At 64.9% G+C, this 12,737-nt stretch carries 11 protein-coding genes; 4 read left to right on the top strand and 7 right to left on the bottom strand.

Features of this window, described 5'->3' with window-relative positions; genetic code table 11:
* Window positions 1-134: 134 nt before the first annotated feature.
* From J2X38_RS12625 to J2X38_RS12655, 7 genes are all read right to left on the bottom strand, one after another.
* Entirely contained in the window at window positions 135-878 is a 744-nt protein-coding gene (locus J2X38_RS12625) for a response regulator transcription factor (protein WP_082639303.1), read from the bottom strand.
* 148 nt (window positions 879-1,026) lie between these two features.
* Window positions 1,027-2,049 carry a HAMP domain-containing sensor histidine kinase gene (locus tag J2X38_RS12630; protein WP_310254539.1) on the bottom strand — a complete coding sequence of 341 codons (1,023 nt, stop codon included), beginning with the start codon at window positions 2,047-2,049 and terminating at the stop codon, window positions 1,027-1,029.
* Entirely contained in the window at window positions 2,049-2,726 is a 678-nt protein-coding gene (locus J2X38_RS12635) for a response regulator transcription factor (protein ID WP_058536225.1), read from the bottom strand. The genes J2X38_RS12630 and J2X38_RS12635 overlap by 1 nt, the downstream gene beginning before the upstream one ends.
* 970 nt (window positions 2,727-3,696) lie before the next feature.
* Entirely contained in the window at window positions 3,697-3,897 is a 201-nt protein-coding gene (locus J2X38_RS12640; protein ID WP_077029207.1) for an AlpA family transcriptional regulator, read from the bottom strand.
* Window positions 3,894-4,118, bottom strand: a complete 225-nt coding sequence (locus tag J2X38_RS12645; protein ID WP_310254545.1) for a DUF2274 domain-containing protein — start codon at window positions 4,116-4,118, stop codon at window positions 3,894-3,896. The genes J2X38_RS12640 and J2X38_RS12645 overlap by 4 nt, the downstream gene beginning before the upstream one ends.
* Window positions 4,115-5,341, bottom strand: a complete 1,227-nt coding sequence (locus J2X38_RS12650; RefSeq protein ID WP_310254547.1) for a TrbI/VirB10 family protein — start codon at window positions 5,339-5,341, stop codon at window positions 4,115-4,117. The genes J2X38_RS12645 and J2X38_RS12650 overlap by 4 nt, the downstream gene beginning before the upstream one ends.
* Window positions 5,338-5,934, bottom strand: a complete 597-nt coding sequence (locus J2X38_RS12655) for a DUF736 family protein (protein ID WP_310310858.1) — start codon at window positions 5,932-5,934, stop codon at window positions 5,338-5,340. Before J2X38_RS12655 ends, J2X38_RS12650 begins: the two co-directional genes overlap by 4 nt.
* A gap of 464 nt (window positions 5,935-6,398) precedes the next feature.
* Between J2X38_RS12655 and J2X38_RS12660 the strand changes: the two genes are divergently transcribed.
* From J2X38_RS12660 to J2X38_RS12675, 4 genes are all read left to right on the top strand, one after another.
* Complete coding sequence (locus J2X38_RS12660; RefSeq protein ID WP_310254551.1) at window positions 6,399-7,130, top strand: damage-inducible mutagenesis protein; 732 nt, start codon at window positions 6,399-6,401, stop codon at window positions 7,128-7,130.
* Window positions 7,051-8,598 carry a DUF6504 family protein gene (locus J2X38_RS12665; protein WP_310254553.1) on the top strand — a complete coding sequence of 516 codons (1,548 nt, stop codon included), beginning with the start codon at window positions 7,051-7,053 and terminating at the stop codon, window positions 8,596-8,598. Before J2X38_RS12660 ends, J2X38_RS12665 begins: the two co-directional genes overlap by 80 nt.
* A gap of 97 nt (window positions 8,599-8,695) precedes the next feature.
* On the top strand, window positions 8,696-12,016 hold the full coding sequence (locus J2X38_RS12670) for an error-prone DNA polymerase (RefSeq protein WP_310254555.1): 3,321 nt from the start codon (window positions 8,696-8,698) through the stop codon (window positions 12,014-12,016).
* A gap of 112 nt (window positions 12,017-12,128) precedes the next feature.
* On the top strand, window positions 12,129-12,572 hold the full coding sequence (locus tag J2X38_RS12675; RefSeq protein WP_187140408.1) for a glycine zipper 2TM domain-containing protein: 444 nt from the start codon (window positions 12,129-12,131) through the stop codon (window positions 12,570-12,572).
* The last annotated feature ends 165 nt before the right edge of the window (window positions 12,573-12,737 follow it).

Here is a 12,737-nt window from a genome sequence, read left to right on the forward strand (position 1 = left end):
TAGCCCGATATGGGACTCTATGAGTCTTCTTCACTATCCTGATGGCGGGACTATTTAGTACTTTTGGGCAATATACGGACACAAATATTTTTCCCGGGACAAGCGGGATAAAAATATTCTGTTATCGATGAAATTTAACCGAAAGCGCGCGTGCTGAAATCGTCGTTCGCGCGGCGGCCGAGGAACTGGTCCCGGATAAAAGCGGACGCGTCTCCGCGGCTCTGCAGCGCGGCCACCGCTCCAACGCGATTATGCACGCCGAGCAGGCGGAATGCCGCCGCCACATGGACCTTCACCGTGCTTTCGGAAATGCGCAGCGAGCGCGCGATTTCCTTGTTCGATTTACCCATCGACATATGCGCCAGCACTTCGCGCTGCCGTTCGGTGAGGCTGGATAGCGAGGCCTGGTGCGAACCAGAAGAGCCTGTCGCCCGTACTTCCGCGTCGACGTCGCTGACGATCGGCGGAACATAGACCTGCCCGGCCATCACTTGCCGGAAGGCCTGGAGCATTTCATCCTGCTCCATGTCCTTCGGAATAAAACCATGCGCGCCGTCGGAGATGGCGCGGAGCACCGCGTCGCGATCGCGCCGCCAGTCGACGACCACCAGCGAAAGCTGCGGAAAGCGGTGACGCAATCCGCGAATACCACCGGGGACCACCGACTTCAGGTCGATCCCGCCATCGAGAACCAGCATGTCATGCGCGCCGGTTGCGGCCAGCCAGTCGAGAGCCTGTTCGGCATCTCCCGCGGTCGCAACGTCACAATGAATGAATTCGCGCCGGATGATGGAAGCGAGACCGCTTCGGCAAAGTAGCTGCCGTTCCCAGACCAGTGCCCTTGATACAGCGGACAAAATATTTCCCCCAAAGTTCATCAACGGTTGCGACCCGCTGTGAACGCCGGATAGCTGCTCCCCTCTTTTGTCTTGAGCTAGTCCGCCGGAAAGATCCGCCCTACCGAATCCTTCAGTTCGAGATGTAGCGGATTTTGCTTACAGAAAGCTGACGGGCACGAAATCTGTATCAAGTCGCTACAATGTTGTCGAAATCCAGCTCGATCGATGGTTCGCCCGGATGGCTTTTCATCGCTCCGCCATGCACTTCCATAATGCGCGCGACGATCGACAGGCCAAGGCCGGCGCCGCCAAAACTCGCATGTTCGCCGCGCCGAAAACGGTCCGACAGGGCAAGCAGCCGGGCGGGCTCGATCCCGGGTCCGCCATCGACGACGCGAATTTTGGGTCCCGGGCCGCGAACGATAACCACCTCTTTGCCCGCGGCGGTCACCCGCACGGCGTTTTCGACGAGATTGCGCAGCGCCGCGGTCACCGCTTCGATACGGCCCATCACCGGTGGCCCGCCCTCGTCGCGGTACGCGAGCGCGACCCCCTTCTGCGCCGCTTCGACCGCGCAAAGCTTGATCGCATCGAGCGCCGCATCCGCCAGATCGATCGGCCGGAAGGGCTGCGGCGCCGCCGCATAGGCGTCGAGCTGGGCGAGCACCAGCAACTGCTCGACCAGACGGTTCATTCCCCCAAGATCGGCGCTCACGCGGTCGGTATCGGCGGTCTTCAACCGCCCCAGTTCCAGCATGGCGACCGCAAGCGGCGTTTTGAGCTCGTGCGCGACATCGGCGGCAAATCCCTCTTGCCGCCGCGCCGCATCGTCCAGCCGCGACAACAGGGCGTTGACGGCCTCGGCAAAGGGCATGGCTTCGGTCGGGAAATCGGCGAGCGTCACGCGAAAACCGCGTTCGCGGCCCGTTGCCTGGTGAATGAATTCCGCGGCGTCATGGAGCGGCTTGAGCGCGCGGGCGATCAGCCACCGCGTCGCGATCGCCAGCGGGGCAAGCAGGACGATGATCGGGAAAATGACATGATCGATCACCTCATGGACGAGGCCGATATGCCCGTAGCTTTCGCGGACATCCTTTCGGACCAGTTCGAAATCGACGACCAGAAAGACAGCGAGCACGACACTGCCCGCGGCCGCCATCCAGGCAAAGCCTGTCCGCAGTTCGTCGATGATCGAGCGCCCCTGCTGCATCAATCGACGGGCTCGAGCATCAGATAACCGACGCCGCGGAGCGTCACCAGTTGATCGTGCACACCCAGCGTCGCGAGCTTTTTCCTCACCCGCGAGACCAGCACTTCGATCGCGTTCGGGGTTACCGGCTCGTCGAAGGAATAGAGCGACGCCTCGATCTGTTCGCGGCTGACGACGCTGCCCGCCTTGACCATCATCAATTCGAGCAGCGCCGCTTCGCGCTGGCTGAGGTGGAGCGGTTCGCCCTTGCACCTACCCACGCGCGCGATGGTGTCGAAATCGACCGGCCCCACGGAGAGGACCGGGCTCGAGCGAGCCCCCGGCCGGCGAAGCAGCGCGCGGACGCGCGCGGCAAGCTCCTCGATCGCGAATGGCTTGACCAGATAATCGTCGGCACCCGCATCGAGGCCGTCGATGCGATCCCCCAACGCCGACCGCGCGGTGAGCATGATCACCGGCGTCGCAAGTCCGTGCGCACGCTCGACCATCAGCCATGCGCGCCCGTCGCCATCGGGCATGCCGAGGTCGAGCACGATAATATCATAGCTGGTCGCGGCAATCAGTTCGGACGCTTCGGACAGTATCGGCGCGATGTCGCAGCAAAACCCCATCGCCGAAAGCCCTTCGGCGGTCAAAGCGCCGATCCTGGCGTTATCTTCGACGATGAGTATGCGCACGCTGTTCCCCCAGGCGAGTGCAGCACCCCTCCCCGCGTTGGTCAAGCGCAACAACCTAATCCCTATGGCTTAATCCGATAGGTCGATGGACGGCCGGACGCGATCGCGCTTGAATTGTTGGAGCAGGGGTAGCAATTGTAACATTGGGCTGGGGGGACAGAAAACTATGCGCAAAGAAGGCTGGTTCCTTTGCGTCCTTGCGGTGTCGTCGCTGCTTTGGCTGGTGCTGCACGCGTTCGACATCCTGTAGGCTCACACCGTTCGCGCGGCAGTCGCGATAGCGAATTGGTGAGCAAGCCTGCCCGTCGCCTCCCTTACCCGACGGGCTGGCTCCGGCTTCGTCATCCAGATTTCCGACAACACATCGGGCACCATCAGATGCGCGGCCCGCCTGCACCGCTTGCCGATGCGCGCCAGCGAAAAGTCGCTGGTTCGATATGCGATCTGGGAAAATGGTGGCAGGGCTTGTATCGAACGCAAAAATTTGCGTCTAATTTAACAATAGGTTAGGTCGTCAAGAGGGCTTAATTCCCCCACACTTTCCCCCACACTTTCGTTCATTAGGCGAAAAGATTCGAACGACCGTATTCAGAAGCGCATCCATTTTCGTGGAAAATCTCTTCTCGATCAACCCCCGTTTCGAATGAGAGAACACTCGCTCGTCTGATCAATGCAACCGATGAGAGTTGGCCCGAGCGGTCACAGCGTTGCTCCGGCCGGAACACCCGTCGACGAGTGGGCGGCGAGAGCCTCTGATTGAATTCTGCTGGGGAGTGTTGCGGCGACCATTCGGGCAGACTCGAGAGTTGCGGCGACCGCGCGAACCGGATGATGCGCCGCATGGAGACAGCGGGCAGCGCTTGTCTCGCGCGCGCGCGACGCTGTTTGAGTGCGGCTTGGCGAGGGCCGAGCCTTATCGTCAGGCCAATCAACTATCCACGCGGGTGAGAAGGCGCGGGGCAACCTGTTTTCAGATGTCGGCTCGGTAAGAAGGTGGGTCCTCAATCCATTGATCAAGCTGGGATTCACGCCAGCCGACCGAGCTTTTGCTCAGACGGATTTGCTTCGGGAAAGTCCCTTCAGCGATCTTTTCGTAGATCGTCGATCGCGACAGTCCCGTTCGCGAAATAACTGTCGGGAGGCGTACGAGTCGGTCCGTTCCGCCGCTCATGCTTTCCTCCGGCGTTGCTTGCTGAATTCCCGATCACTGCCGATGAACCGTTCCACCATCGGCGCGATTAATTTTTCGGGCGCGAGCGGGGTCGCCAACCCGGTCAGTTTTGCGTGGATGGCCGCATAGTCCGCAAGATCGCGCATGAGGGATCCTGGCAGCTCGACACTCAGCTTGACCGGCCGCTCCTCGACGACCGGACCGAGGCGCAGCTTGCTCATCGCCGGCTACTCGCCAGCTGTTCCTCGAGAATAAGATCTCGGGTCACGATCACTCGCAAGGAGAAACCCGGCCGCACTGTGAGCGTCGGCGGAACGGAAAGTTCGCGTTCGACGAGCCGACGCCCGGCCTCGTTCGTGCTGTCCTGCAAACCCGAGCGTAGGGCCCGGACGAGGTCACCATCGCCGTCCGCGGCAAGTTCCGTTCCGATCCCAAGGAACGATGACACCACCGCTGCCCGAAGCATCCGGCCCCAGTGATTGTTCACCCGGTCCTCGGCACCGGCCATACCCGAGGCGTCGCCCGCCGGCTCGCGATCGAGCCGGATCGACCCGCCGCCCGGAAGAATGAGACGATCCCATGCAAGCAGGACGCGGCGCTGGCCCGCCGCCACGTCGCTGTCATACTCGCCGACAAGCCGGGCGCCTTGCGGAATGAGGAGCAGCCGCCCAGTCGGGCTATCGTAAACATTCTGCGTGACCTGCGCGGTAATCTGGCCGGGGAGGTCGGACCGGATTCCCGTGATCAGAGCGGCGGGGATAACCGTGCCAGCCTGAACCACGGCCGCCGAACTCGGCGCGACGACCCGCTCGGAGCTTTCGAACGCGCGCTGCGGCCCGCGGGCGAGAAAGGCTTTGCGCGCCGCCGTATGCGTACCCGCCTCCTTGGCCGGATCTGCGGCTGACGGCTGGGCATCAAGAATTCCGGACACGGCGGCCGCCGCGCTGCCGCCGCCCAGAAACAGGCGGCTTCCCTCGGCCACCTCGCGCTCCTGCAGCGCGCGCTGCCTCGCCTGCTCCCGCGCGGTTTGGCGCGGATCGGCGGTTGGCGGCCCCATCGCCGGGACGGGAACAGGCTCGCCCGCCTTTTGAGCCGACACGATCGGCCGACCCAGGTCCCCGGGGAGCGGCGGCCCGAGCTTGGGGACGGCGCCATAGTCTGCGGGCGCCCCGGTCACGGCCTCGGACCGGTTCGGCGACGTAACCTCGTAGAGCTCCTGTGCCGCCTTCGGATCGACCGGGCGCAGCGCCCAGAGAAGCGCGCCGCCGATTGCGATCCCGGCGGTGCCGCCGAGCACCGCAAGCGTCTTGCGCGAAAGGCGCATGACGCGAGGCAGTTCGCCCTCAAGACGAAAGCCGTCGGGGCTCGCAGGCGCTACCGCTGCCGCGTCAGGTGCCATTTCAGCGGTCGGAGCCTCGCCTTCGGCGTCCTCGGGCCGGCTCACGGGCGTACCCGCGCAGCCGACGCATCGCGAACGATACGGACCTTCTTCACCGCCTTTCCGGCGCCCAGGCGAAGCTCGCCGCGATCGAACAACCGGTCGACGATCATGAAGCGGCCGTCGACACGGTAGTTCAGAAGCTCGGCCACGCCCTTCTCGCCGACCGCAAAGAGCGGCGGCATCTCGCCGGTCGCGATCGAAGGGCTGAACTCGACAAAGAGCTGTCGGCCGTCGTCGAACGCGCGCACCGGGCGCCATGGCACCTTGTCGCCGCTGATCCGGTAGGCGAAGTTGAGCGACGGCAGATTGATCCCGCTGGCGACGGGCGCGGCCCTCACACGCTCGGCTTCGGCCGCGCGAAGCGCGATCAGCTCGTCCTGCGGATAGCGCCACGAGACTGCGGCCATATAGGTCGAAGGCGTCGCGCGCAGTTCAATGTGGTAAGTTCGGCGGCTCGTGTTGATGACGGGCTCGCTTTCCTTCATCTTGCGGCCGTTCGGGACGATTGCGATCGGCACGGTGACCATCAGGGTCGCGAGCGTGCCTTCATAGCTGCCGTCGTCCTTGAGGGTCAGATTTCCGATGGTGGTACCCATGTCCAGTCTCCTTTGATGCTCGGGGACCATCCCCGATGGCGCCAGAAGGAGGGGCCGTGAGCCGCCGTCACCGAGCGCATGCGAGGGCGAACCCCCGCAGGGGGTTGACGGCATTAGGCGAGCCGAGCCCCGCAATCAGGCAGCCAATGAGGGAAAGGTCCCATGCAACGGGAGCCGAGGGGTCACAGCGGAACTCATGACTCCGGATGCGAAAGCCGGGGCTCACGGCTGCCCGGCCCACCCCCGCTCCACGCCCCGTCCCCGCTTCCCGGCGCAATGCCCCGCACCTTCGATCTGCCGCACCGCCGGCTCGTATCTCCGCCCCGCTGCACCCCCCGGCACCCTCGCTTTCCGGCTTTTCATCCACAGCGATGATATCGCTTCGCCGCAGCGCGCCTTGACGAAGAGCAGGCAATGAGAACAAAGAAGGAACATAAGGCCAGCTTACCGAGTTATCCGCACCTATGCGCCAGTCCGCCATCCTTGAAGAAATTCGCGCCAAAATCGCGCAAATCGAAGGCGTGGGCGCACGCCATGACGTCATCCCGTTCGGGATCGATGATCTCGACTCGCGAATTCCCGCGCGCGGAATCGCCACCGGCGCGCTCCACGAGCTCGCCGGCAGTCCCGAACTGGCCGACGATGCGAGCGCCACGATCTTCCTTGCCGGTATCCTCGCCAGGAGCGACGGCCCGGTTTTTTGGTGCCTGCGCTGGCGCGATCTCTTCGCCCCCGCGCTCCATCTCGCCGGGCTCCATCCCGACCGGCTGATTCATCTCGAAGCGGGCAGCGACACCAACGTCCTCCTCGCGATGGAGGAATGCCTCCGCCATCCGGGGCTCGCGGGGGTCGTCGGCGAGGTCAAGAAATACAGCACCACCGCTTCGAAGCGGCTGCAGCTCGCCGCCGAGGCCTCGGGGGTCCCCGCCTTCATCTTCCGCCGTGCCTGCAAGGCCGGCGAGCCTGCCGAAAGCAGCGCCGCCGTGACCCGCTGGCGCATCACCGCGAGTCCGACCGAGGATCTCGGCATCCCCGCGATCGGACGCGCGCGCTGGCGCGTCGCGCTCGAGCGCGCGCGCGGCGGCAATCCGCACAACTGGATCGTGGAGGGCTGCGATGCGACGGGTCGTATCGCTCTTCCTGCCGCACTGGTCGACCGACCGGCTGCGCAGGAAGATGCGCAAGCGGCAGCCTGACGGCAGCGCCCCGCTCCGCCCGCTCGTCACCGCGATCCCCGACCATGGCCGGCGTATCGTTGCGGCGACGTGCCGCGAGGCGCAGCTGCTTGGCATCCAGACGGGCATGACGATCACGAAAGCGCGGGCGTTCGCGCCCGAGCTCGATGTCGTCGACGGCGAGCCCGAGGCCGACCTCGACGGGCTGCGGCGCCTCGCCCTCTGGGCAGGCGCGCGTTATTCGCCGATTGTCGCGCCCGATCCGCCCGACGGGCTCTGGCTCGACATTACCGGCTGCGCGGCTATCTTCAGCAGCGAGCGAGCCTTGCTCGCGGATCTTCACCGCCGCGTCGCAGCCTTAGGTCTCAGCCTGCAAATTGCGGTCGCGGACACGGCCGGCTGCGCGCATGCGACCGCCCGCCATGTCCCCGCCGGGCGGCCCGTCACGGTTGAACCCGGGGCGCATCGCAAGGCGATCGCGCTCCTGCCCGTCTCAGCGCTCCGCCTGCCGTCCGCCGATGTCGAAGGCCTGCGCAAATTGGGCTTCGAACGGATCGAACAGCTGATCGGGAGCTCCCGCGGTCCGCTCGCTAAACGGTTCGGGCGCGAACTGCATCGCCGCCTCGACCAGGCACTCGGCACGCTCCCAGAGCCCATCGAACCGCTCTTCCCTGAAGAGCTGCCGCAGGCCAGGCGCGGCTTCATGGAGCCGCTCGCGACGGCGGATGCCTTGGCGCAGGTGATCGGCGACCTTGCGCACGATATCGCAGGCCAGCTCACCCGCGCCGGAACGGGCGCGCGGCGCCTCGACTGCTATTTCCACCGCGTCGATGGGCAGACCCAGGCCATCCGCGTCGGAACCGCCTCCCCCTCGCGCGATCCCAGGCATCTTGCAAAACTGCTCGCCGCGCGGATCGAGAGCGTCGATCCCGGTCTCGGGATCGAGGCGATGACGCTCATCGCTGCGCTCGCCGAACGGCAGCAAGGGAGCCAGGCCGACGCGCTCGAAAATATTGGACGGCGCGGACCCGATCTTCCCGCGCTCGTCGACACGCTCGTCAACCGCTTCGGGCAGCGCGCGCTCCAGCGCGCGGCGCCGCGACCGAGCGCAATGCCCGAGCGCTCGGTCGCTGCCCTCCCCGCGCTCGCGCCCGGGACAGGCGAGAGCTGGAGCGACTGGCCGCGCCCCTCGCGTATGCTCGCGCGGCCCGAACCGGTCGATGTCGTCGCCTTGCTTCCCGATGATGCGCCGCGCCTCTTCATCTGGCGCCGCAAACGCTACCGGGTCACGCAGGGCGACGGACCCGAGCGACTGCAGGGCGAATGGTGGCGCGAGGGCGGGATTGAAGGCGAAACCCACCTCACCGTCCGCGACTATTATCAGGTCGAGACCGAGACGGGCGGCCGTTACTGGCTCTTCCGCCTCGGCGACGGGGTCAATCCGGCCACCGGCTCCATGCGCTGGTTTATTCACGGAGCATTCGCTTGAGAATGCGACAGGCATCAAATCGCATTCGCTTGAGAATGCGGCCGGCATCAAATCGCATTCGCTTGAGAGTGCGGCCGCTCAATAGCGGCGCCTTAGCATGACCGATGAAGGACCGGCCTATGTCGAGCTGCAGGTCACGACGCATTTCAGCTTCCTGCGCGGCGCCTCCTCGCCCGAGGAGCTCTTCACCGCCGCTGCAATGCTCGGCCTACCCGCGCTCGGCGTCGCCGACCGGCACAGCGTCGCCGGGATCGTGCGCGCGTGGGACGCCGAAAAGGTTACCGGGGTCCGCGCGCTCACCGGCACGCGCCTCGATCTTGCCGACGGCACCGCCCTTCTCGTCTATCCGACCGACAAGCTGGCCTATGGCCGGATGTGCCGGCTGCTCAGCATCGGCAAGACGCGCGCCGGCAAGGGCTCCTGCCATCTCGACTGGCCCGATCTCGAGGACTGGACCGAAGGCCTGCTTGCAATCCTGCTTCCCGACCGCGCCGATGGCGCAGCCGAGGCGGCGATCGCTCGCGCAAGGCGCATCTTCGACGATCGCCTCTATCTCGCCCTCACGATCCGGCGCCGCCCCGGCGATGCGATCAGGCTGCGTGATCTCGCAGCATTGGCCGCCAAAGCGAAAGTGCCGACGCTCGCAACGGGCGACGTCCTCTATCACATGCCCGACCGGCGCCTGCTGCAGGATGTCGTCACCTGCATCCGCGAGAAATGCACGATCGACGAGCTTGGCGATCGCCGTGAACGCTTCGCCGACCGCCACATCAAGACGGCGGCCGAGATGGAACGCCTGTTTCTCCGCTACCTCAAGGATAGTTCGCCGGTCGCGCGCACGGTCGATTTCGCGAAGCGTTGCAGCTTCAGTCTCGAAGAGCTGCGCTATCAATATCCCGACGAGATTCAGGCTCCCGGACGCACGCCGCAGGAGGAGCTAGAGCGACTGACATGGGAAAAGGCCCCACTCCGCTACCCCGAAGGCGTCAGCCCGGCGGTCCGTACCCAGCTCGAGCATGAACTCAGATTGATCGGCGAACTCGATTACGCACCCTATTTCCTGACGGTGCACTCGATCGTCGCAGAAGCACGTCGCCGGGAGATCCTCTGTCAGGGCCGAGGCAGCGCGGCGAACAGCGCGGTCTGTTACGTCCTCGGTATCACCTCGATCGATCCGGTGCGGTCCGAACTCCTGTTCGAGCGATTTGTCAGCGCCGAGCGCCGGGAGCCGCCCGATATCGATGTCGACTTCGAGCATGAGCGGCGCGAGGAAATTATCCAGTGGATTTACGAAACTTATGGCCGGACCCGCAGCGCACTGACCGCGGTTGTCACGCGTTACCGCTCGCGCGGCGCCGTCCGCGAAGTCGGCAAGGCGCTCGGGCTTAGCGAAGACATCACCGCGGGGCTCGCCGGCGCGGTCTGGGGCTATAGCCGCGAGGGCGTCGAGGAAAAGCATGCCGAAGCCCTGAACCTCGATCTCGGGGACAAGCGCCTCGCGCTGACGCTCGAGCTGGCGCGCACGCTCATCAACACGCCCCGCCACCTGTCGCAGCACCCCGGCGGATTCGTGCTGACGCGCGACCGGCTCGACGAACTCGTGCCGATCGAGCCCGCCGCGATGGAAGACCGGCAGGTCATCGAATGGGACAAGGACGACATCGACGCCCTCGGTTTCATGAAAGTCGACATCCTTGCTTTGGGGATGCTGAGCTGCATGCGCCGCGCTTTTGAATTCCTGCACGATCACAAGGGACTGAAGCACGATCTTTCCACCATTCCCGCGGAAGATCCCGCGACCTACGCGATGATCCGCAAGGCCGACACGCTCGGCGTATTCCAGATCGAGAGCCGCGCGCAGATGGCCTCGATCCCGCTTATGGCGCCGCGCACCTTCTACGATCTCGTCATTCAGGTCGCGATCGTCCGGCCGGGCCCGATCCAGGGCGACATGGTCCATCCCTATCGCCGCCGCCGAAACGGACAGGAGGAGGTCACGTATCCGACCCCCGAGCTACGGCGCGTGCTCGAGAAGACGCTGGGCGTCCCGCTCTTCCAGGAGCAGGCGATGCGCGTCGCGATCGAATGCGCCGGCTTCACGCCGAGCGAGGCCGATCTCCTCCGCCGAGCGATGGCGACCTTCAAGCTCACCGGCGGGGTCAGCCATTTCCGCGACAAGCTGATCGATGGCATGGTCGGCCGCGGCTACGACCGCGAGTTTGCCGAAAAGACCTTCAAGCAGATCGAGGGCTTCGGCTCCTACGGATTTCCCGAGAGCCATGCCGCGAGTTTCGCGCTCATCGCCTATGCCTCGTCGTGGATGAAATGCCATCATCCCGACGCATTCTGCGCCGCGCTGCTCAACGCCCAGCCGATGGGCTTTTACGCGCCCGCGCAGATCGTCCGCGATGCCCGCAATCATGGCGTCGAGATCAGGCCCATCGATGTCAATCACAGCCGCTGGGACTGCACGCTCGAAGAGACTGCCAACGGCAAATATCATGCGGTGCGTCTGGGCCTGCGCATGGTCCGCGGCCTCGCCAACGAAGATGGCGCCGCGATCGCCGCGGCCCGTGCCGGCGTACCCTATAGCAGCGCCGAGGAAATCCAGCGCCGCGCACGCGTCGGGCGCGGAGCGCTCGACCGGATCGGCGATGCGGACGGCTTCGCCTCGCTTGGAAGCTCGCGCCGGGAAGGGTTGTGGGAGGTGAAGGGCTTGGGACCTGCCGCCCTTCCCCTCTTCCAGGCTGCCGACGAACGCGCCGGACGGCTCCAGCGCGAAGCGCTGGAACCAGCGGCGCTGCTCGCGCCGATGGGCGAAGGCGCCGAGGTCGTCGAGGACTACAGAGCCTCCGGTCTCTCCCTGAGAGCCCATCCGCTTGCCTTCCTCCGCGACGAGCTTCGCGCGCGAAAGATCATTACTTGCCGGGAGCTTCAAGGCATCAAGGACGGCCGCTGGGTCAACCTCGCCGGGGTCGTCCTCGTCCGCCAGAAGCCGGGCTCGGCGAAGGGCGTCATGTTCATCACCCTCGAAGACGAGACCGAGGTCGCGAACCTCGTCGTGTGGACCAATGTCTTCGAGAAATATCGCCGCGTTGTCCTTGGCGCCGCGATGATGGGTGTGCGCGGTCAGGTTCAGCGCGAGGGCGAGGTCATCCATATCGTCGCGCAAAGGCTCGACGACCTCTCCCCGCTGCTCGCGAGTGTCGGGGAACGCAAGGATATTGCCGATATCTACAGGGTCGGCCGCGCCGACGTCGTCAAGAGCCCCGTCGGCCCCGACCCGCGCGATCCGGAAACGAAGCCGCTCGGACGCAATCCGCGCGACATCTATATTCCCGACCTCCGCCTTGGGTCGGGTATCATTCCCGGCCAACCCACCGAAGGCATCAAGATCAAACCTCGGGATTTCCGTTAGCTTTCAAATGGCAGGGGGCGGAACTCGACATGGTTTCAGGGGTCTAGATCATGAGGGGCCAGCGCATGCCCCGCCAAGTCGGCCCGGCACGCAACCAAATGGAGTGATGCCGATGAACCGCCTGATGATCCTTCCTCTCGCCGCCGCGACCGCCATGGTCGGGGCTTGCGCCTCGACCGGCAGCAGCTATGCCTATGACGATGGCGGCTATGGCTATTATGATCGCGCCTATTACGACCAATATGGCCGCTATGACTATGATCGCCCCGACCCGCGCTACAGCGGCTATTATGCGGAGAATTATTATCGCAACGACCGGCGCTATCGCGAACGCCGCCTCAGCGACAACGACCGCATCTATCGCGGCCGCGACAACAAATATTATTGCCGCCGCAACGACGGATCGACCGGCCTGATCGTCGGCGGGATCGCGGGCGGCGTGCTCGGCAACGTGATCGCCGACGGCAGGTCGGAAACGCTCGGCACCGTGATCGGCGCGCTCGGCGGGGCAGCCGTCGGGCGCGAAATCGATCGCAGCAATGTGCGCTGCCGATGATTGAAATAATATCGACGGCCACGGGAACAATCCGGCCATCCGCGCGTCGATAATTTGCAAGCTCGGGTCTCAGGACCCGACTTCAGGAAAGCCCCGCAGCCTTGTGCAGCGGGGCTTTACCTTTTCGGGCATCGAATGTTCGGCGAATGCTCCCACGCTTCCAAC

Origin of the sequence: Sphingopyxis sp. BE235 (genome assembly GCF_031457175.1) — a bacterium.
Taxonomy (GTDB): Bacteria; Pseudomonadota; Alphaproteobacteria; order Sphingomonadales; family Sphingomonadaceae; genus Sphingopyxis.